The sequence below is a fragment of the Klebsiella sp. Sb-30 genome, from assembly GCF_057652795.1.
In genome coordinates, this window is record NZ_CM172749.1 from 1,870,289 (window position 1) to 1,891,101 (window position 20,813).

The window sequence follows — 20,813 nt, forward strand, 5'->3', positions numbered from 1 at the left end:
TCAAATGGTCACTCTTGCTAACTATGTGGCGAAGTGTATTTTAGCATATAACTTCACAAATAATTGTGAAGAAGGAAAGTACATCACAAACCTGTTTTGAAGGATCCACCCTTATGTCCGAACTGAAATTTGCCACGCGTTTAAACTCTTTTGCCTCAGGAGCTAACCTCTACTGGCCGGATCTTCAGGGAAAACCCTCTGTACTGCAGATGATTGCTCGTGCCGGTACGGTTAAGGGGTTAACCCACCTTGATCTGAACTACCCGCAACACATCACGACGGATATTCAAACGCTGCGCCAGGCCATTGAAGATGCAGGGCTGGCGGTCAACGGAATGCAAATGCGTTGGGATGCACCGCAATTTAAAATCGGGGCATTTACTAACCCTAATCCGCAGATCCGCCGCGAGGCCATTGAACTGACAAAACGCGGGATTGATGCCGGACGGGAATTTGGTTCCCGCCTGATGACGCTCTGGATGGGGCAGGATGGTTATGACTATTGCTTCCAGGCCGATTACAAAAAAATCTGGGACGATGCGGTGAGTGCGGTCCGCGAAATTGCCGAATATGCGCCGGACGTTGATATCAGTATTGAATACAAACCGAATGAACCGCGGGCTTACAGTATTTTCCCCAATGCCACGACCTGTTTGCTGGCGGTAGAAGAGGCGGGTTGCCCGAACCTGGGTATCACGCTCGATTTTGCTCATGTGCTGTTTGCTAATGAGATCCCGGCCTACGCAGCTGCGATGGTCGCTCGCCGTTCACGCCTGCTGGGGCTTGATCTCAATGATGGCTGGGGGAAACGTGACGATGGCTTGATGGTGGGGTCGGTAAATCCGCGTGCCACGCTGGAATTCCTCTGGCAGATGCAGAGAGATGGTTATCAGGGCGCCTATTACTTTGACACCTTCCCGGATGCCAGCGGTCTTGATCCGGTTCGTGAAGCTGAAATCAACATTGCTACCGTTACTCGATTGCTCAAACTGTGTGCCCGGCTTAATGATAATGATGAACTGACCTCAGCCATCAGCCGTCAGGATGCGGTGGCCTCTCAACGAATCGTCAATGACATCATGCTAGCCAGATAGTGGCAAGCATTAGCAAAAATAAGAAAGCGTTCCCTACGTGACAATAGAAGGCTGAAAAATGAAAAAACTCATACTCTCTGTACTCGCCTCTTCTTTACTGTGCTCGATGGCTTATGCCGCCGATTTAGCCCCGCTGAAATCGGATACTGAGCCCGATCGCACGGACTGGACCCAGCTCAGCAGCAAATATGGTCCAATGCCGAAAGTCGACAGCAAACTAAAAATAGGCGGCGTATCAAAAACGCTGACCAATGAATACTGGCGTTCACTTGGCGAAGGTTACCAAAACGTCGGTAAAAAATATGGTTTCACCGTGGCTTATCAGGCAGCTGCAAATGAGGACGATCAGCTGGGCCAGTTATCAATTGCGGAAACGCTTATCTCCCAAGGGTTTAATGGTCTTCTGGTATCACCCCAGACCGATATTAACCTTGAGCCCGCTCTCGAAAGTGCCACCAGTAAAAGAATTCCCGTGGTCAACGTTAACGATGCCGTGATGCCAAATGCTCCGTATTACGTGGGTAATGTGCAGAAGGATAACGGTGTACGGGTGGCGAAATGGTTCATTGAACATCATCCGCAGGGCGGCAAGGTCGCGGTGATCGAGGGCCAGCCAGGAGTCTATGCTGCCGGTCAGCGTACCAGTGGCTTCAAAGAGACGCTGCAGGCCAATGGCAAATTCAATATTGTCGCCAGCGTGCCGGCGAACTGGAGTCGCGAACAGGCGTTTAATGCCGCCTCAACCATTTTACAGCAGCATCCCGATCTGATTGGCTTTTACGCGAATAACGACACCATGGCGCTGGGGGTCGTGGAAGCGGTTCGTTCGTTGAATAAAGCCGGGCAGGTGGCCGTCTTCGGTACCGATGGTATTTCAGATGCTTATGCCTCGATTAAACGCGGTGAGCTGACAGGAACGGTGGATAGCTTCCCGGTGCTGACGGGGGAAGTTGCAATGGAAGTTATGCTGCGTCTGATTGATGGTCAGAAAATCTCCCGCGTGGTCTCGACGCCCCAGGCTTTAATCACCAAAGAGAATGCGGACGCCTTCTCAACCAAAGATAACGACAAGCTGCGTCAACTGCTGGCTCAGCAGTAAGTCAGGCGGAGGGTGTATGGAACAGTATCGCTTAATGATGCGTGGAATTAGTAAAACATACGGTAATGCGGCGGCATTGCAGGACGTGGACTTTGCGGTCAAACCTGGAGAGGTACATGCTCTGATTGGTGAGAATGGCGCGGGAAAATCCACGCTGTTAAATATTCTTTCAGGTGTACGAGAGGCCGATAGCGGTGAGATTAGCGTCAACGGGCAAACCGTTCAGATGAAGAATCCGTTGAGTGCGCGCCATGCCGGCATTGCCATGATTCATCAAGAATTACAGCATGTTCCGGAACTCTCCGTCGCGCAGAATATGTTTCTTGGCCGACCGCTAACCAAAGCAAAAGGTCTATGGGTGGATAAACAGGCTCAGCTGGAAAGAGCTGAACTGATCCTCAAGCAACTGGATCCGACAATCGATCCCAATGAGCCGATCAAGAACCTGAAAGTCTCACAGCAGCAGATTGTGGAAATAGCTCGCGCCATGCTCGACGATGCAAAAATTATCGCGATGGACGAGCCGACATCCAGTCTGACTCCGAGAGAGTTCGACCGGTTGGCCGAGCTGATTTCGGATCTGAAAGCTATGGGGGTATCGCTTATCTATGTTTCTCATAAGATGAACGAAATTTTCAAAGTCTGCGACCGGGCCACCATTATGCGGGATGGCAGGCAGGTTGGGGTGGTGAATATTTGTGATGAGGATGAAGAGAGCATCGTCTCAAAGATGGTCGGGCGCAAGATTGAGAAACTTGAGCACAACTCATATGTGACCGAGCGCGAAGTGCTTCGCGTAGAGAATCTCTCTCGGGGTGGCGCTGTCAGCGATGCCAGTTTTACCGTCCGTGCGGGTGAGGTGCTCGGTATTGCGGGTCTGGTCGGAGCCGGGCGTACGGAACTGATGAAACTGATTGCCGGTATTGATAAGCGCAGCAGCGGCAACGTGTTTGTTAACGGTAAGGCAGTACGCAATCACAACGTCACTGCTGCCATCAGGTCCGGTATCGGCCTGGTGCCTGAAGACCGCAAGAAAGAAGGGATTATTAAAGAACGTGCGGTGAAGATGAACATGGCGCTGCCTTCAATGCGTAACTTCACCATTTCGGGAATGATCAGTAAAGTTAAGCTTAATCGGGTGGCGCATGAAGTGATGAGCGATTTGAAGCTACGACCACTGAACATTGATAAAACGATTGGCACATTAAGTGGAGGTAATCAGCAGAAAGTTATTATTGGACGCTGGGTCGCCGCAGATGCTCAGGTTTTTCTGTTTGACGAGCCAACCCGGGGAATTGATATTGGGGCAAAATCAGAAATTTATAATCTGATAGAAAAACTGGCCCGTGCAGGCAAAGCGATTGTTGTTGTCTCTTCAGAGATGACAGAGATTATTCGTATTTCTGACCGCGTACTGGTTATGCGTGAAGGGAAGATTACTAAAGAACTGAAAGGTGATGCCATCACGGAAGATAATATTGCACGCTCTGCCATTAAAGATGTCGAAGAGACCATTTAAACTTCTTACCCGTATTAATTTGAAAGGCCATAATCATGATTTCACAAAGTAATTCCCGGCCCGAAAAGCTTCGTGCACTGCCGTTTAAATTTAACCTTCGCGATGCCGGAACATTAATTGGTTTGCTTATTATCATTATTACGTTTTCTTTTCTATCACCGGTGTTTTTCACCATCCCTAATTTGTTGAATATTTTACAGCAATCATCCATTAACGCATTAATTGCGCTCGGGATGACTCTGGTCATTATCTCCGGAGGGATCGATCTTTCGGTTGGTCCGACCGCAGCATTATCGGCGGTTTTAGGGGCAACCATGATGGTAGCCGGCGTCCCCGTGCCGCTGGCCATTCTGGCAACGCTGGGAATTGGGGCTATCTGCGGCGTCTTTAGCGGTTCGCTGGTTGCCTATGCCGGATTGCAACCCTTCATTGTTACCCTCGGGGGGCTGTCGTTGTTCCGTGCTGTCGCGCTGATTTATACCGGCGGCAATCCGGTATTTGGCATCCCGACGGAATTCCGTAGCCTGATTAACAGTGAAATCTTTGGCATTCCAACGCCTATCGTTATTGTCGCCGTTATTGCTTTAGTGCTGTGGACCGTCATGAATAAAACGCCGTTAGGAGAATATATTCTGGCTGTTGGCGGCAATGAAGAAGCCGCTCGCGTTGCCGGCGTGCCGGTGAAAAGAACCAAGGTCACGGTATTTGTTATCTCAGGAACCCTGGCCTCTCTGGCCTCTCTGATCTTGATTGGCCGGTTAGGCGCTGCGGAACCAACGATTGGCAATCTGTGGGAACTGGATGCCATTGCCGCCGCGGCCATCGGTGGGGCTTCACTGATGGGAGGGAAAGGCAGCGTTGTGGGCACAATTATTGGCGCGATCATTCTCGGCGCATTACGCAATGGTTTGACGTTACTAAATATTCAGGCCTTTTACCAATTGCTTGCTACTGGTCTTATTATTATCATAGCTATGTTGATTGACAGAGCGACCAGAGGCAAGTAATGAAGCAAGATCCACGAGCCATTGGTGCTCAAATCCGTATGCGACTGCCCCAGCTGACACCCTTAGAGCGACGTGTGGTTGAGGCGATCATCGCCCGAACCGATATTACTGAGCAAACCTCTCTAAAAGAAATTGCCCAGGAGAATAATGTTTCAGAAGCGATGATTGTCAAAATAGCCAAGAAGCTTAACTTTTCAGGTTTTAGAAACTTCAGAACTGGCTTGATTTATTATAACCAGTCTGAAGTGGCAAGTTTACACGCGGAAATTGAGCCTGATGATTCATCGGAACAACTGTTGTCAAAAGTATTCAGAACATCGATTCAGGCTATTGAAGAGACAATGTCTATTCTGGATATTGCAGAGTTTGACCGCGCTGCGGACATTATATTCAAGGCTCGACATATTGACTTATATGCTGTCGGTGGTTCTGCCACGGTAGCACGTGACTTATCCCACAAGCTTTTAAAGATTGGTATTAAGTCGACGGTCTATGACGACGCCCATATTATGTTGATGTCCGCTGCGGTGCTATCTGACGACGATGCTGTACTTGCAATCAGTCACTCTGGCGCAACGCGTGCCGTTAACGATCCGGTAAAACTGGCGGCACGCAATGGCGCTAAAGTGATTGCGATTACGAATTATGCCGAATCGCCTATTGCGCGTAATGCGCATGTGGTACTCAATTCAACGTCTCAGGGATCGCATTTGCTAGGGGAAAACGCCGCGTCACGCATTGCTCAGCTCAACATTCTGGATGCATTGTTTGTGGCCATTGCGAAGAAGGATCTGAAGCAGGCGGAGAAGAATTTGATGAAAACCCAGCATGCGGTTCAGGACCTGCGAGAATATTAACTATGGGTAAAATTGTTGTGGCGGGCAGCCTCCATTACGACATCATGCTGGATGCGCATCATCGCCCGGAAAAAGGTGAAACGGTAATGGGCACGGGCTGTGCTTACAAGTTTGGCGGTAAAGGGGGCAATCAAGCCATATCCGCTGCTCGTGCGGGAGGGGACGTCATTTTTATTGGTGCGGTAGGGGCTGATGCGCAAGGGGCGTTTCTTCTGCAGACGCTTCGTGATGCCGGAGTCAATATCGAGTCAGTCGCCAAAATAGATGAGATACCTTCCGGGATGAGCGTGGCGATTTCTGATGTCGATGGTGATTATGGTGCGGTTGTCGTCTCAAATGCGAATCAGCATATTCCGGCAAAACTCTTTCAACGGGGTGACATCTGGCAAGATGCCGGAATGCTGGTTCTACAAAATGAAGTTCCGGAAACGATAAATCTATGTGCGGCCATCGAAGCCAGCAAGCGGGGGATTCCGGTCTGTATCAATGCGGCGCCGGCCAGAGAACTGAGTCCGCAGCTGGAAAGCTGCATCACTTTGCTGGTGGTTAATGCCATAGAGGCGCGTGATATGAGTGGCGTGACGGTGAACGACCTTTCTTCAGCTCTGGAGGCCGCTGAATCATTGGCTAAACGTTTCTCTCAGGTTGTTGTCACTGCCGGCGAACATGGTGTCGCGTTTTGTGAAGCGGGCATTGCAGGCTCGACGTTAGCCGCCAGGCGGATAACGCTGGTGAGTACTCATGGCGCTGGTGATTGTTTTATGGGGGTTTTATGCACCAGCCTGATGCATGGAGAGGCGCTTTGCGATGCGGTATTTCGTGCGAATGAAGCTGCCGCCCGCCATGTCTCTCAACCCCGGGCATAAACAGGTCTTCCGCCATCCAGAGCCTTTTGTATGGCAAAACTAACAGCTGATTTGTCTTCAGAAGAAGGCTGAAAAGCAAAAAGCCCGCTTAAGTTTCCTTAAGCGGGCTTCTTAAATATGGCTCCTCTGACTGGACTCGAACCAGTGACATACGGATTAACAGTCCGCCGTTCTACCGACTGAACTACAGAGGAATCGTGTGAACGAGGCGCATACTACTGGCCTGGCATTTTTGTGTCAACACTAAAATTAACTCACTGATTCAAATGGCTAAATTTAAGTCAACCCGTTGTTTTAGTGCACAAGGTGTTCGTCATCTGTATCTAGCCGGCCATTCTCACGTAATCTTTGTAAGGGATCCTGGCGATAGAAATGGCAAAAACGCTGCCAAAGAGCCGGAAAGCGCGGGGCAAACAGCTCTGGTGCGCTAAAGAAATATTCGGATAACACGGCAAAACACTCGGCCGGGTCGGTCGCCGCATAGGCGTCAATACTGGCGGCGCTCTCGCCAACCAGATCGATCTCATCCTGAATGTTGTTCATCGCTGCGTGGAGGTCGTGCTCCCAGCCGGCGACTTCACGTAACGGAATCAGCGGCACGCCGCTGGCGCGATCGCCATTGCGCATATCCAGCTTGTGTGCAACTTCGTGCACGATAAGGTTGAAACCAGATGCATCGAAAGAGTCCTGAATATCCAGCCAGTTCAGGATGATTGGCCCTTGTTGCCAGCTCTGGCCGGACTGGACAACCCGTTGATTGTGGACCAGACCAATATCGTCTTCCCATTCATCATCAACCACGAATGGGGCAGGGTAGATTAGCACCTCGTGGAAGCCATCCAGCCACTCAATGCCAAGCTCAAGAACCGGCAAACAGAACAGCAGGGCAATGCGGGCGTTTTGCAGCGGAGTGAGTTCAAGCCCTTGCAGGGCAACCAGGCGTTTTTGTTGCAGAAAGCGTGCCGCCATCTGCACCAGTTCCTGCTGCTCTTGCGCAGAAAGATTGGCTAAAACAGGAATGGCAAGCGCGTGTTCCCAGGGCATTTCTGCGTTGCCGGACTCTTCATCTACTTTCCAGGGCCATTTAAACATCATATTGCTCGCAAAGTCGTCACTTGAACATAATTAAAGAGACAGGAACTATTAAAGTGCCAAAGAGCCTGGCATTATAGCAACCTCAGCGGAGAGATGCCGGAGCGGCTGAACGGACCGGTCTCGAAAACCGGAGTAGGGGCAACTCTACCGGGGGTTCAAATCCCCCTCTCTCCGCCACTATTCAAACACTTACGTCAATTCCTTTCAACGACCCGCGTCACACACTTCTATTGTGTTGGTATAACGGAGCGTCGCAAGTCCATCAATCATCATCCTCTGATTTCTCGTCGACGGGAAGGGCTTACCTCGAGGATATCCGAATGCTTCCTGCTGGCAGAAGATTTCTCTCCTCGTCGCTATAGATGAGATAAGGGGTTTGCTGACGTTAAGGCAAGAACGGGTGGGCAGGGCAGAAGTCGAATCTGAAAAACAAAGCCCGCACACGGCGGGCTTTAAAACGTAAATTGCATCAGAACTGATAGGTAATACCGACAGCAAACTGATTGTCTTCGGCGGCACCAGTTATGATGCTGTCTTTGTGATCGATCAGGTTAAATTTGTAAGCACTGTAGACATTGAAGTTTTTGTTGAAGTAGTACCAGGTACCCAGCTCGATATAATTCTTCATTTCGGCAGTCTTGTCGCCATTAGTGCCGAGATCTTTGCCTTTTGCATAAACATAGCCGAGAGAAGGGCGCAGACCAAAATCAAACTGGTACTGAACAACGGCCTCGATATTCTGCGTTTTGTTGGCGAAAACGCCATTTTCCATTGGCGTCATATTATGCGATTCGGCATACATCACCGCCGTGTAAAGGCTATTGGCATCATACTTGGCGGCTAAACTCCAGACTTCTGCGGTTTCACCTTTACGATCTGCCGCCTGCTCGTCGGTACGGTCTGAATTGCTGTATGCGGCGGCAAAACCAAATCCATCGATGTTGTAATCGACTGACGTGCTATACCCGTCACCGTTAGCTTTCAAACGATCGCGGTTATTATTTTTACCCTGATATTGCAGTGCGATTGTCAGGCCATCAACCAGGCCGAAAAAGTCGCTGTTACGATAAGTGGCGACGCCGTTGGTGCGAGCCGTCATAAAGTTGTCGGTTGCTACCAGGCCATCGCCACCCCATTCGACCAGCATATCGGTGTAACCCGCCGCGTCATAAACCAGACCATAGTTACGACCATAATCAAATGAGCCGTAGTTGGCGAATCTTAAACCAGCAAACGCCAGACGCGTTGCGCTACCCTGTTCGCCTTCTGGTTTATCGGCTTTGATGTTGTATTCAAACTGTCCATAGCCGGTCAGATCGCTGTTAATCTGCGTTTCACCTTTTACGCCGAAACGGGCATAAGTGGTATCTTTGGAGTTATTGTCACTGTTGTTGCGATCGGTGTTGGTGAAAATGTGTTCACCCACCATTTTGCCGTAGAAATCCAGCTTGTTTCCGTTCTTATTGTAGATTTCTGCTGCATTGACGGTTCCGGCCACTAATAATGCCGGAATCAAAAGTGCCAGTGTTTTTCTTTTCATTATATATTCCCTTTTAATCATCATTAATATGAATAGGTGTGCGTGTTGCAAAAAGCAATTTCATAGTATCGGCAAGGTTCAATTTTATTTAAAATAAAAATGTAAATAAATTATATCCAATATTACAAAATGTTTCATTTTGAATTTTTATATTAAAAATTTATCATTTTGAAATGATGTATTTTTGTGGTTTATTATTTTTAATAACAATATGTTAGGTGTTTGTGGTGATGTATTCATGTCATTAATTTAATTACCATAAATTATGAGTGTCATTTAAATAATTTGGGTGGGTTATTTAATTCGCGGATAATGCGTGATGCTGCAATGTGCGTGCGGATTTATACGGGCTTTGAGGATGGAGAAATATCTCTCCGCTATACGAGCGGTAGTGAGCCAGCGTGCTGGTTATTATTATCCGCCACAGATTTATGGCGATGGATAATAAATCCTGTGCTGCAGTGGCACGTAAGTATCGCTATCTCGCGATGGTTAAAAGCGCTTGTTCACCGGAGGAAGGTGCTGTTTCGTTATCTTTTTCACAGTATAATGTGACGTGCGTCACCTTTTTGCCGGGTGCCGCGGTTTCGTTGTCAGTTAAAGGAGAGGAGTTAATGGAGCAGAAAGCGAAACGAAGCCCGGGTGGGAAACTTGCCCTGTGGGTCTTTTATGCCTTTTGTGGTTACTTTCTGTGGGCAATGGCGCGCTACTGGTGGGTCGTTGGCAAAATTGAAAGTGTCCCCGGTGCGACAATCGACGGCGATCTGGGATCGACGTCAGGTAAGTGGCTTGGCGCTCTGCTCGGGTTCCTTGTGCTGAGCGTGGTTGGCGCTATTCTGGGGGCGATAGCCTGGTACACCCGCCCTGACCCCAGGATGCATGAACAACACGATTAAAGTTGCTATGCTCAACGCTGACTTCTCTCAGAGGAACGCGTATGCAACAACTAGACTGGCAGCAACGCTTTGAAGCCTGGCTTGCGGGACATCTCACCCAGGGCGACTCCGCCCACGACATTTCGCACTTTCGTCGCGTGTGGGGAACCGCACAGCGGCTGGCTGAAGAGAGTCAGGCCGATCGCCTGGTCATTCTGACCGCCTGTTATTTTCATGACATTGTTAGCCTGCCGAAAAACCATCCCGAGCGCAGCCGCTCCTCGGTGATGGCGGCAGAAAAAACGCTGGCTATTCTCCAGTCGTCATTCCCCGATTTTCCGCGCGACCGCTATCCAGCCGTTTATCATGCGATTGAAGCGCACAGTTTCAGTGCCGGTATTTCCCCACAAAGCGCGGAGGCGAAAATTGTCCAGGACGCCGATCGGCTGGAGGCGCTTGGCGCAATTGGTCTGGCCCGCGTCTTCGCGGTCTCCGGGGCGCTGAACAACATCCTGTTTGATGCTGACGATCCCTTTGCTGACCAGCGTAAACTGGATGACAAAAAATATGCGCTGGACCATTTCCAGTGCAAGCTGTTGCGTTTACCCGACACGATGCAAACGGACAAAGGCAAAGAGATGGCGATACACAATGCGCGCTTCCTCGTGCAATTTATGGCCAAGCTTAGCGCTGAACTTCGCGGCGACCCGCTGTCGGTCGATGAGGCGGTTTTAAGGCGCTTTGAGCCACTGGCCTGAAACTGCCCGCATGATTTATGGTAATCTCTGCAAAATTGTCCGGGCTGGTTGAGGGTATGCCGCAAAATTTATCGAAGGAAAAGAGCCTGTTGTTGCCTCCGGAACCTGCCGGGGAAGAGGCTCAGGCGCTGTTACGCCAGCTGATGGCAATATACGATGTGAAAACGCTGGTGGCATTTCTGCTGGCCGTTGGCGATCGCCACTGGAGCCCGGCGATCTTAAAACGCGTGGCGACGGTTGAGCGGGCGGCTAGCCGTATTACGGCCAATGAGTATGCCCGTCTGGCAACGCTGCTGCCGCCACCGCCGGCCCACCATCCCCGTTATGCTTTTCGGTTCGTCGATCTCTTTGCGGGAATCGGCGGGATCCGCAGCGGCTTTGAGGCGATCCGCGGGCAGTGTGTTTTCACCAGCGAATGGAATAAGCATGCGGTGCGCACCTACAAAGCCAACTGGTATTGTGACCCGAATCAGCACCGCTTCAACGAAGACATTCGTGATATTACCCTCAGCCATCGCCCGGATGTCAGTGATGAACAAGCCGCGCAGCATATTCGCGAGACCATTCCTCCCCACGATGTTCTGCTGGCGGGCTTTCCTTGCCAGCCTTTTTCGCTCGCCGGGGTATCGAAGAAAAATGCGCTGGGCCGGGCCCACGGTTTCGCGTGTGAAACCCAGGGCACGCTGTTCTTTGATGTGGTCAGAATTATCGCCGCCCGCAGGCCTGCCATCTTTGTACTGGAGAACGTTAAAAACCTGAAAAGCCATGATAAAGGACGGACATTCCGCATTATCATGCAGACGCTGGATGAACTGGGTTATGAAGTCTCCGATGCCGACCACAGCGGCGCCGACGATCCGAAAGTGATCGATGGACGTCATTTCTTACCCCAGCACCGCGAACGTATTGTACTGGTGGGCTTCCGTCGCGATCTCCAGCTGCACGACGGTTTTACCTTGCGCGATATCTCAAAATATTACCCGACCGCGCGGCCGACCTTTGGCGATCTGCTGGAACCGACGGTGGATGCTAAATTTATTCTGACGCCGGTGCTGTGGAAGTATCTGTATCACTATGCGCGCAAGCATCAGGCGCTGGGCAACGGGTTCGGTTACGGCCTGGTTGATCCGCGCAATCCTCAGAGCGTGGCGCGCACGCTATCCGCACGCTATTACAAAGACGGGGCCGAGATTCTGGTCGATCGCGGCTGGGACCGACCGTTGGGCGAACAACACTTCGACGATGCGCAAAATCAGCTTCGTCGTCCGCGCCGGCTGACGCCGCGCGAATGTGCGCGGTTGATGGGGTTTGAAAGCCCGCAGGGCTATCGCTTCCGCATTCCGGTTTCCGATACCCAGGCCTATCGTCAGTTCGGCAATTCGGTGGTGGTGCCGGTGTTTGCGGCCGTCGCGAAATTACTTGCGCCGCGAATCGCGCAGGCCGTGGCGCAGCGTGAATCCGAGGATGAAGCCGGTGGACGTCCACGATAAAGCCACGCGCAGTAAAAACATGCGGGCGATTGGCCAGCGCGATACGGCGATCGAAAAACGCCTTGCCGCGCTGCTCGCTCAGGCCGGATTTACGTTTACCGTTCAGGATGCGACCCTGCCGGGGCGGCCGGATTTTGTCGTGCCAGAGTACCGCTGCGCTATCTTTGCCCACGGCTGTTTCTGGCATCACCATCGTTGCTATCTGTTTAAAGTGCCCGCAACGCGCACGGCGTTCTGGCTGGAGAAAATTGGCAAGAACGTCGCGCGCGATAGCCGCGATATCATGCGCTTGCAAGAGCAGGGGTGGCGGGTGCTGATCGTCTGGGAATGTGCGCTGCGCGGGCGACTGAAGCTGAGCGATGAGGCGCTGACTGAGCGTCTGGAAGAGTGGATCTGCGGCGGCGGTCACCGCGCGCAGATCGACACGCAGGGCATTGGCGAGCCAGAGCTTACTTCTCCACCTCACAAGGCGTAACTTCAGCTCGAGCGGGGAACAGGTATTTCCCCAGCGTGACCAGCACCACGGCAAAAATAATGACGCCCAGCGCCAGCCACTCGATGGACGAAAGGCTCTCTCCGGCAAATCCGGTCCCCAGCAGGACCGCCACCACGGGATTCACGTAAGCGTAGCTGGTGGCGACGGCGGGGGTAACGTTACGAATTAAATACATGTAGGCGTTAATGGCGATAAGAGAACCAAAAATCGCCAGATAGGCAACGGCAAAAATACTGGACCATGACGGCATTTGACTCAGGGTTTCGCCGGTCGCCCAGGAGGCGACCGCCAGGACCACGCCCGCGGCGAGCATTTCAATCGCCCCAGCCATCATGCCCGTCGGAAGCTCAATTCGGGAGCCGTAAACCGAACCAAATGCCCAGCTCATTGAACCGATAAGGATCAACAGCGCCCCCCACGGATTACCGCTCAGATTCCCGCCGCTGTTAAGCAGAATGATGCCTGCCAGACCAATAGCAATCCCCAGCCACTCAATCTTGCGGGTGGTGATACCAAAAAAACGGCTAAAGCAGAGCGTGAAGAGCGGCACGGTCGCCACCATGACCGCCGCAATGCCAGAAGGCACATGCTGGTGCTCGGCCAGGGTGACAAAACCATTGCCGACGGCCAGCAGCAGGATGCCGATCAGCGCCGCATTGAGCAGAGGCCTGAGCGGTGGAAGCGAGTGGCCGGTTGCCAGCAAATAAGCGAGCAGTAGCCCGCCGGCGGAGAGAAAACGGATACCGGCCATCATCAACGGCGGCCAGCTGGCAACGCCAATGGCAATGGCAAAATAGGTCGATCCCCAGATGATATAAAGCGCAAACAGGGCGCCGATAAGGGGCAGAAGCTGGCGGGTAGACATACGTCCTCACGACGGTACAGAGATAGAAAGGAGACATATAGTAAACGTGAAAACTACTGCGCTGGCGAGCGCTTTAATTGATCGATAATTGTTAAATTTATATTGACTCCGCGCATCTCTGGGCGAAAAAGCACTTTTACCTCATACTTATGCGGACATGGCCGCTAAGCGTTCAGGCTGCGGCTGGACGCCAGGGGATTAACCCTCAATAAATGAAGGAATACAATTTTGGCAGGAAGTAGTCTTTTAACGCTGTTGGATGATATCGCCACCTTGCTTGACGATATCTCCGTGATGGGGAAACTGGCAGCGAAAAAAACGGCCGGCGTACTGGGAGACGATCTCTCTCTCAATGCTCAGCAGGTGACGGGCGTACGGGCCAATCGTGAGCTCCCCGTTGTCTGGGGCGTTGCAAAGGGATCGTTGGTCAATAAAGTGATTTTAGTGCCGTTGGCCTTACTGATCAGCGCGTTTATTCCCTGGGCGATTACGCCATTGCTGATGCTGGGCGGCGCATTCCTGTGCTACGAAGGCGTTGAGAAAGTGCTGCACAGTCTGCAGGCGCGCAAACACAAGGAAGATCCGCAGGCCCGTCAGCAGCGTCTGGAAGCGCTGGCGCAGCAAGATCCGCAGGCCTTTGAACGCGATAAAGTGAAAGGGGCGATACGCACAGACTTTATTCTGTCCGCTGAAATCGTGGCCATTACGCTGGGAATCGTGGCCGACGCGCCGCTGCTCAATCAGATTCTGATTCTCTCCGGGATTGCCATCCTGGTGACCGTTGGCGTGTACGGTCTGGTCGGCATTATCGTGAAGCTGGATGATATGGGCTACTGGCTGGTGAAGAAGAGCAGCACGCTGGCGCGCTGGGTCGGTAACGGGTTACTGGCGGTTGCGCCGCGCCTGATGAAGCTGCTCTCCATCGTCGGGACACTGGCGATGTTTCTGGTCGGCGGCGGCATTATCGTACACGGCATCGCGCCGCTTCATCATGCGGTTGAACAGTGGGCAGGTGAACAGTCCGCCCTCATCGCCTCACTGCTGCCGACCGGCGTCAACCTGGTGCTGGGCTTTATCGTCGGTGCGGTAGTGCTGGCGGGCGTGAAGGTTATCAGCGGCTTTCGCGCTACGGCAGAGTAAAATCGCCCGGCGATTATGCAAAATTGCTCAGCTTCGTCTATGGTGAAACGGTTTCTCCCAGATGACGGACTAAAAAATGGTATTGTTGGTCAGTGATGAAGTGAGGCGAAAAAGCGGAGGGCCGCGCATGGTTGTGACGGGCTTCGCCAGCGGAATGGTCGAGTGTCGTTGGTACGACGGTTATGTCGTTAAACGCGAGGCGTTCCGTGAAGATGAGTTAGTGCGTGGGGAAGGGCAGCGACAGAAGAGTGCCTGACCCCTATAGCGCCCGGCAAAAGCCGGGCGCTTTGTCGTTATGCTGCTTAGTTAACCAACAGGGAGCGTTGATGACGTTTGTTGCTTTGATTGTACTGCGAGAGAACAATGGATAAACCACTGTGGGTAAGAAAACTTCGCCGCGTTTCTCGCCCGGGACATGTGGTTAATTATTGTTTTGTCGCAGTACTCTTTTTTTCTACGCTCCTGATCTGGCGCGAAGTGATGGTGTTGGAAGGGGCTTACGTCACCAACCAGCGCAACAATCTTGAAAACGTCGCCGATGAACTGGACAGTCTGCTGCTGTTCAACATCGACAGAATGGTGTTTTTTCGCAACGGGATGCAGTCGGCGCTGGAAACGCCGCTGGATTTTGAGATTTTGCGTAATGCAGAACAGGAATACATGAGCAAACGCCATGAACCGATCTGGTCCGTGGCGTTACATAACCGGCGTACTCTGCCGGTGTATGGCGTTTCCGATGACTTTGTCGACAGTCAGAGCTCGCTCTCGCGCAACGATGCCCTGACCGGTAATGAGCTGATGGCGGTTCTGGAGCTGGGGTATCTCCTGCGTCTGGTCGAGAATAACCGCGGATTTAACGAACGCATGCTGTACATTTCGCGCAGCGGTTTTTTTACCAGCACCACGTTGCCAAAAAACGCGGTACAGGCCCAGACGTTATATACCCATGCGATCGCCGCCCCGTGGTTTACCCGGCAATCGCAGCGCAATAATCCCGGTCGCGGCGTGTTCTGGCAGACCGTTCTCGATGAGCATGCGCAAAACGACGATCCGGTAGTAACGGCCTCCATTCCCCTTGATTTCCGACATGACTGGCTCGGGGTGCTGTCGATGGATTTTTCGGTGCGAGAGATGAAAGCGTTTCTGGTCAGCGCCATTAAGGGGGGCCAGGAGGGGGAATATCAGCTGTATGATAGTCGGCTTAACCTGATTGCTTCCTCGGCGTCGGGGAATGTACTGACCCTGTTGTCTGCCCGTGAACAGGCGATGCTTAGCTACGCGTTTTTGCATCAAAACCAGGGGGGGATTCGTTTATTAACGCGCTATATCAGCTGGCAGAAATTAAACAACTTTGATGGCGTGCTGCTGAGGATCCATACGCTGCAGGAAGGCGTGCGCGGTGCTTTCGGGACCATTACTATTGCGCTGACGCTGATGTGGCTACTCTTTACGCTGATGCTGATCATCTCCTGGCAGGTGATTCTGCGGATGGTGCGTAATATGAGTGTTTTGCAAAAGTCGCTGGAGTGGCAGGCCTGGCATGACGCGTTAACCCGCCTGTTGAATCGCGGGGCCTTATTTGAAAGGGCAATCGCTACCACCAGAATGTGCGAGCGGACGGGGCGGCCGATCTCGGTGATCCAGCTCGATCTCGATTACTTTAAGAAGGTGAATGACCAGCACGGGCACCAGGCGGGCGACCGGGTACTGTCGCTGGTTGCCAGTACCATCGCGAGCAATATCCGTGAAGGCGATCTGGCTGGCCGCGTCGGCGGTGAAGAGTTCTGTGTTGTGATGCCTGACACCACCTTACAGGTGGCAACAGCCATCGCCGAACGTATCCGCATCCGCATTTACAGCCGTGAAATTCTGCTCTGCAACGACACCAGTTTGCGGATCAGTGCTTCACTGGGGGTCAGCAGCAGCGATGATTGTGCCGGATTTAATTTTGAAAACCTGCAGTCAACGGCCGATCACCGGCTCTACCTCGCCAAACAAAATGGACGCAACCAGGTCTGCTTTAACGATTTGCCGTCGTGCGCTGGTTTGCGGAAATGAGATTTATCTTAAAAAAACACCCGTGACCAATGCGCGATTGGAGAAAAAAGAACGCAACAAACCCTTGCGCCATCAGCATTCTGGGAGAGTGACAGAAAGTTCATCCCATTTCTCAATTATTTTCTTCATGAATAGCTCTTGTCATGCAAAATAATTGAGGATAATGTTTTCCCGCAACGGATATCCCGGTGTAACGAATTTTCAAGTGCTTCTTGCATTAGCAAGTTTCATCCCGACTCCTGCGAGTCGGGATTTTTTTCACCTGTACCTAGCGGTTGATCTCCGTGACGCTAAAGTCATGAATATCGAGTTCAAACGCTTCCGCTAGTTCGCACCAGGTGTGATAGTCGCGGCCATCAACGCTGACGTGATGCGGATCGTCGCGCGAACGCCGTATCTCGCTCTCGCTGATTTCATTAATCGCCGCCAGCAGGGCATCAACATCGACATTCACCCCGCGACTTCCCGCATATCCACTATCTTTGGCGGTTTTCATCATGGCTACCTCGCTTGGCTCAGATCGTGCCTGTTTAAGTATAGGCAAAAAATCACCGGATGGTCGGCGCGGCATCAGGGGCCGTCGTAATGGCGGATGGTCGATAAAAACGCCACTCACCGGGCAGGGCGCTGCGCAGCGGGCAGTTTTGTTCTACACTGGCTCAAAAATAGAGGAGATAAGTTATGCAGGTGAACGATCGTGTCACGGTGAAGACCGACGGTGGCCCACGTCGATCGGGTGTAGTTCTGGCAATAGAGTCGTTTAGTGAAGGGACAATGTATCTGGTTTCGCTGGAAGACTACCCGCTGGGGATCTGGTTTTTTAACGAAGCAGGGCACCCGGACGGGATCTTTGTTGAGAGAGAAGATTAGTTCGTAAGGCATCTGAACTGGCGGAGAGCACCGCCAGTTTTGCCTGCGCCTGGTTCAGCGCAGGTTAACGTGTATTCCGCTGGTAATGTTTTCCGCCAGGCGTACGATATGGTAAATCACCTGTTTATTGTGGGTCTGAATTTTCTTTTTAATATTTCCTTTATGCGACGAAACCGTCTTTGCCTTGATGTTCATCTGGCTTGAAATCTGCGCTGTACCATAGCCCGCCATCCACATTTGCAACATATTCGATTCGGTACGACTGAGCGACAGTGTCGGTATATTGATACGGGCGCTGCTGTAGTTATCGTATTTAAGACGATTACCCAGAATTTCATCAAGGTCTTTTGGCGTCAGCGATTTGGAGCTAATAAGTAAATTCTTGCGCACCAGCAGATAGCGATCGAAATGAATGTTAGCTAACGACATAAAGATAACAAATAACGTCCCAGGGTGCTGGGTAATGATATGCCGGATAAGCTGATTGCTGTCCGTATGATGAATAAAGCAATCTTCATTGATAAATACCACTGCCGGATGCATGAATTCACAGGCCTCTTTCAGGCATTCCACAGAATGTACTTCACTAATGTCGCGCTTTTTTATTCCCCGGCTTGTCAGATACCCGGACAATCCCAGCCGGGTATAGCTACACAAATCCATGATAATCGTTGACATGACCCATCCTCAATCAACACGTAACGATAATTTATCCCTCGCCGACAAGCGCGATGAAATCCATTTAAGTGGGTAATAAAAACCCGGTTCAGCACAGGAACCATCAGAGAGTCTAAACTATTCCGTAATATTGCCCATAATTTGCCAGGAATACTCCCAAAGTAATGTGTGGCCCGGGTTATGTGAGGGAATTAAAAGCAAAATTGCCTCTTTTCCAGAGAGCGTGGGCCACAAATAATAAATATTTTTAGGATTTTCCTTATGTTGATTGCGTAAATAGCCAGCGCTTTGTCATCGGCCCTTCATGATCGTTATTAATTAATAATGCGGCGGCCGGCTGCATTTTTTCCCGAGAGCGACGGTGGCGTTTTGCGTACGGTCATGTTGGCAAGTTTGACGCCGGTCAACGGCAGGGGTGGCGGGCTTAACGCTTTAATGCCACAATACTTTTTTATCGGTTTGTGGGATGGATGATGAAAAAGTTAGTGATTGTCGGTGCGCTGTTGATGCTGGCCGGGTGTGTCCAGGTTGATAATTACGATACCGTCGTTAAAGCGCCAGCGCCCGCCGGGTTAGAGGGATACTGGCAGTCAAAAGGCCCGCAGAGCGAAATGATGAGCCCGGACGCGATTGCCAGCCTGATTGTGACGAAAAATGGCGACACCCTGGATTGTCGTCAGTGGCAGCGCGTCATCGCCACGCCGGGTAAATTAATGCTGCGTGACGAGCAGGTCTATAACGTCACCTCCAGACTCGATGTTTATCCTGTTGAGCGCTCTGGTAATACGCTGCAATACGATCGCATGACCCTGACTCGCGTTGACCGCCTGACCGCCGAGTGCGAGCAGGCGTGGAAAAAAGCCGCGGCAGGGAAAAGCGTGAACTAATGCAGGTGCGGGCTGAGGCAACGTTCAGCCCGCGAGCTTCCAACGACTACAGCACCTCCTCAATGACCCAAACGCTGACGCTTCCGCCGTTGCAGGTAAAAGTGCCGCAGCCTTCGTCGTCGGTTTCTACCACCTCCTGGCGATTGCCCAGAAAATCTTTCCAGCGCTTATTGCCATAGTTGGCGCCCAGCGGCAGCTGCTTCTCTCCCTCATCGCCGTTAGACAATACAACGACGCATCCCGGATCTTCATCGGTGCCGCTGCGGCTGAACGCAATGCAGTTGGGATGATCGAACCACAGCGTCTGGACGCCGTGGGCAAAACGCTGGCGGGCATCAATCAGTTCATGCAGTTGCTCAATAACCGGCATCTCAATGGCATAGGTCTGGCCATCACCACCGGTATCTTCATAGCTGGCGCCGAAGAGGTCGGCATAAAAAACCGAAGGGACGCCGTTTTCGCGCAGCAGAATGAGCGCATAGGCCAGCGGTTTGAACCACGGTTCGACGGGGGCCTCCAGCGCCTGCAAGGGTTGAGTGTCATGGTTGGTCACCAGCGTAACGGCATGAAACGGGTCGCTTTCAACCAGCGTGCCGCTAAAAATCTGGCTCATATCGTAGTCGCGCCCCTGACGTGACGCCTCGTGAAACTTCATCTGCAAAGGGGCGTCAAACAGCATCGTTTTACCGTCGACGCGCTCAATATATTGCTGGAGCTTATCAACTTCATGCGACCAGTACTCCGCCACGATAAACAACGGCTTTGTCGCCACTTCCTGGACATGGTCAATCCACGCTTTATAAAACCATGCGGGAATATGTTTAACCGCATCGAGACGAAAACCGTCGCAGCCGGTTTGCTCCATACCCCAGCGGGCCCAGTACTTCAGCTCTTCGGCGACCGCATGATTGCGGAAATCAATATTCTCGCCCATCAGGTAATCGAAATTACCCATCTCATCATCGACCTGATCGCTCCAGCCTTCGCCGGTATAATCGTTAACAATTTTAAAAACGCCGTCCTCGTCGGGATTCTCGATGTGATCGACGCCGCTGAAACATTTGTAGTCCCAGATAAACTGAGAGTACTGCCCGTCCCGGACCGGGAAGGTGTAGCGTGTCCAGGCTTCGCACTCGATAATCTCCTCCGCGATTTGCGTCCGGTCCTGCTCATCGACGCGCTGCACGCGAATATGCTCTTTCTCATCTGCGCCCATCTTGTGGTTGACCACCACATCAAGCAGCACCGCAATATCGTGCTGGTGAAGGGCCGCAATGGCGGCAAGGAGCTGGGCTTTATCACCATATTTCGTGGCAATGGAGCCTTTTTGGTCGAACTCGCCGAGGTCAAACAGATCGTAGCTGTCGTAGCCGACGGAGTAACCGCCGGACGCCCCTTTGTAAGCCGGCGGTAGCCAAATCATGTTAATGCCAATTTCATTCAGGTTCGGGGCCAGGGCTTCGACTTCGCGCCACAACTCGCCGCCGGCGGGGTAATACCAGTGAAAGCACTGCAGTAACGTGGGGTTTTTCATCTTCCATGCTCCAGACGTCATCAAGCTGACCTTTGCAGTATGAGATATCTCCAGCAAATCCGATCAATTTTGGCTCTCTTTTCGC

General features: G+C 51.9%; 21 protein-coding genes and 2 tRNA genes. 16 read left to right on the forward strand and 7 right to left on the reverse strand.

What is annotated here, in order from left to right; translation table 11 throughout:
* The first annotated feature begins 113 nt into the window (after nt 1–113).
* From AC236I_RS08695 to AC236I_RS08720, 6 genes are read left to right on the forward strand one after another with little or no spacing between them, the layout of a single operon-like run.
* Nucleotides 114–1,094 carry a TIM barrel protein gene (locus AC236I_RS08695; protein WP_015583980.1) on the forward strand — a complete coding sequence of 327 codons (981 nt, stop codon included), beginning with the start codon at nt 114–116 and terminating at the stop codon, nt 1,092–1,094.
* A gap of 58 nt (nt 1,095–1,152) precedes the next feature.
* The gene (locus tag AC236I_RS08700; RefSeq protein WP_004864381.1) at nt 1,153–2,193 is read left to right on the forward strand and encodes a sugar ABC transporter substrate-binding protein; all 1,041 of its coding nucleotides are present in this window, start codon (nt 1,153–1,155) and stop codon (nt 2,191–2,193) included.
* A gap of 16 nt (nt 2,194–2,209) precedes the next feature.
* Nucleotides 2,210–3,712 carry a sugar ABC transporter ATP-binding protein gene (locus AC236I_RS08705; protein WP_004864380.1) on the forward strand — a complete coding sequence of 501 codons (1,503 nt, stop codon included), beginning with the start codon at nt 2,210–2,212 and terminating at the stop codon, nt 3,710–3,712.
* 35 nt (nt 3,713–3,747) lie between these two features.
* Nucleotides 3,748–4,719, forward strand: a complete 972-nt coding sequence (locus AC236I_RS08710) for an ABC transporter permease (protein WP_004864377.1) — start codon at nt 3,748–3,750, stop codon at nt 4,717–4,719.
* A complete protein-coding gene (locus tag AC236I_RS08715; protein WP_004864376.1) occupies nt 4,719–5,576 on the forward strand; it encodes a MurR/RpiR family transcriptional regulator in 858 nt (285 codons plus the stop codon). Before AC236I_RS08710 ends, AC236I_RS08715 begins: the two co-directional genes overlap by 1 nt.
* A 2-nt stretch (nt 5,577–5,578) precedes the next feature.
* Nucleotides 5,579–6,442, forward strand: a complete 864-nt coding sequence (locus AC236I_RS08720; protein ID WP_487608763.1) for a PfkB family carbohydrate kinase — start codon at nt 5,579–5,581, stop codon at nt 6,440–6,442.
* A gap of 118 nt (nt 6,443–6,560) precedes the next feature.
* Here AC236I_RS08720 and AC236I_RS08725 read toward each other — a convergent pair.
* Both AC236I_RS08725 and mtfA read right to left on the reverse strand, forming a co-directional pair.
* A tRNA-Asn gene (locus AC236I_RS08725) sits at nt 6,561–6,636 on the reverse strand.
* 100 nt (nt 6,637–6,736) lie between these two features.
* Nucleotides 6,737–7,537, reverse strand: a complete 801-nt coding sequence (gene mtfA, locus AC236I_RS08730) for a DgsA anti-repressor MtfA (protein ID WP_195874026.1) — start codon at nt 7,535–7,537, stop codon at nt 6,737–6,739.
* Nucleotides 7,538–7,624: 87 nt separating this feature from the next.
* Here mtfA and AC236I_RS08735 point away from each other — a divergent pair.
* Nucleotides 7,625–7,714: transfer RNA gene (locus AC236I_RS08735), tRNA-Ser, on the forward strand.
* A 292-nt stretch (nt 7,715–8,006) separates the two neighbouring features.
* Here the strand turns inward: AC236I_RS08735 and AC236I_RS08740 are convergent.
* The gene (locus tag AC236I_RS08740; RefSeq protein ID WP_004864210.1) at nt 8,007–9,077 is read right to left on the reverse strand and encodes a porin; all 1,071 of its coding nucleotides are present in this window, start codon (nt 9,075–9,077) and stop codon (nt 8,007–8,009) included.
* 614 nt (nt 9,078–9,691) lie between these two features.
* Between AC236I_RS08740 and drpB the strand changes: the two genes are divergently transcribed.
* Genes drpB through AC236I_RS08760 form a run of 4 tightly spaced genes read left to right on the forward strand, consistent with a single transcriptional unit; the run spans nt 9,692 to nt 12,675 of the window.
* Complete coding sequence (gene drpB, locus AC236I_RS08745) at nt 9,692–9,973, forward strand: cell division protein DrpB (protein ID WP_004864207.1); 282 nt, start codon at nt 9,692–9,694, stop codon at nt 9,971–9,973.
* Nucleotides 9,974–10,014: 41 nt separating this feature from the next.
* Complete coding sequence (locus tag AC236I_RS08750) at nt 10,015–10,710, forward strand: phosphohydrolase (protein WP_015583983.1); 696 nt, start codon at nt 10,015–10,017, stop codon at nt 10,708–10,710.
* Nucleotides 10,711–10,766: 56 nt separating this feature from the next.
* The gene (locus AC236I_RS08755; protein WP_032717187.1) at nt 10,767–12,200 is read left to right on the forward strand and encodes a DNA cytosine methyltransferase; all 1,434 of its coding nucleotides are present in this window, start codon (nt 10,767–10,769) and stop codon (nt 12,198–12,200) included.
* Nucleotides 12,175–12,675 (forward strand): very short patch repair endonuclease, encoded by a 501-nt coding sequence (locus AC236I_RS08760; RefSeq protein WP_032717077.1) that lies wholly within the window; start codon nt 12,175–12,177, stop codon nt 12,673–12,675. The genes AC236I_RS08755 and AC236I_RS08760 overlap by 26 nt, the downstream gene beginning before the upstream one ends.
* Here the strand turns inward: AC236I_RS08760 and yedA are convergent.
* Nucleotides 12,650–13,561: a drug/metabolite exporter YedA gene (gene yedA / locus AC236I_RS08765; protein ID WP_015583985.1), complete on the reverse strand. Its 912-nt coding sequence runs from the start codon at nt 13,559–13,561 to the stop codon at nt 12,650–12,652. The genes AC236I_RS08760 and yedA overlap by 26 nt on opposite strands.
* Before the next feature lie 228 nt (nt 13,562–13,789).
* On the opposite strand from yedA, the gene AC236I_RS08770 reads away from it, so the two are divergent.
* The 3 genes from AC236I_RS08770 to dgcQ all read left to right on the forward strand — a co-directional run bounded on the left by AC236I_RS08770 (nt 13,790) and on the right by dgcQ (nt 16,759).
* A complete protein-coding gene (locus AC236I_RS08770; RefSeq protein ID WP_487608764.1) occupies nt 13,790–14,701 on the forward strand; it encodes a DUF808 domain-containing protein in 912 nt (303 codons plus the stop codon).
* Nucleotides 14,702–14,777: 76 nt separating this feature from the next.
* The gene (locus tag AC236I_RS08775; protein ID WP_015583987.1) at nt 14,778–14,957 is read left to right on the forward strand and encodes a YodC family protein; all 180 of its coding nucleotides are present in this window, start codon (nt 14,778–14,780) and stop codon (nt 14,955–14,957) included.
* 107 nt (nt 14,958–15,064) lie between these two features.
* The gene (dgcQ, locus tag AC236I_RS08780; protein WP_044023513.1) at nt 15,065–16,759 is read left to right on the forward strand and encodes a cellulose biosynthesis regulator diguanylate cyclase DgcQ; all 1,695 of its coding nucleotides are present in this window, start codon (nt 15,065–15,067) and stop codon (nt 16,757–16,759) included.
* Nucleotides 16,760–17,027: 268 nt separating this feature from the next.
* Here dgcQ and yodD read toward each other — a convergent pair whose 3' ends face one another.
* Nucleotides 17,028–17,255, reverse strand: coding sequence for a YodD family peroxide/acid resistance protein (gene yodD, locus AC236I_RS08785; protein ID WP_015583989.1), 228 nt, complete (start codon nt 17,253–17,255; stop codon nt 17,028–17,030).
* A 185-nt stretch (nt 17,256–17,440) separates the two neighbouring features.
* On the opposite strand from yodD, the gene dsrB reads away from it, so the two are divergent.
* Nucleotides 17,441–17,629: a protein DsrB gene (gene dsrB / locus AC236I_RS08790; RefSeq protein ID WP_004864183.1), complete on the forward strand. Its 189-nt coding sequence runs from the start codon at nt 17,441–17,443 to the stop codon at nt 17,627–17,629.
* Between the two features lie 54 nt (nt 17,630–17,683).
* Here the strand turns inward: dsrB and rcsA are convergent, their stop codons facing one another.
* Nucleotides 17,684–18,307: a transcriptional regulator RcsA gene (gene rcsA, locus AC236I_RS08795; RefSeq protein WP_487608765.1), complete on the reverse strand. Its 624-nt coding sequence runs from the start codon at nt 18,305–18,307 to the stop codon at nt 17,684–17,686.
* A gap of 470 nt (nt 18,308–18,777) precedes the next feature.
* Between rcsA and yedD the strand changes: the two genes are divergently transcribed.
* The gene (yedD, locus tag AC236I_RS08800; RefSeq protein ID WP_160873412.1) at nt 18,778–19,194 is read left to right on the forward strand and encodes a lipoprotein YedD; all 417 of its coding nucleotides are present in this window, start codon (nt 18,778–18,780) and stop codon (nt 19,192–19,194) included.
* 46 nt (nt 19,195–19,240) lie between these two features.
* Here the strand turns inward: yedD and amyA are convergent, their stop codons facing one another.
* The gene (amyA, locus tag AC236I_RS08805; RefSeq protein ID WP_487608766.1) at nt 19,241–20,728 is read right to left on the reverse strand and encodes an alpha-amylase; all 1,488 of its coding nucleotides are present in this window, start codon (nt 20,726–20,728) and stop codon (nt 19,241–19,243) included.
* Between the last annotated feature and the right edge of the window lie 85 nt (nt 20,729–20,813).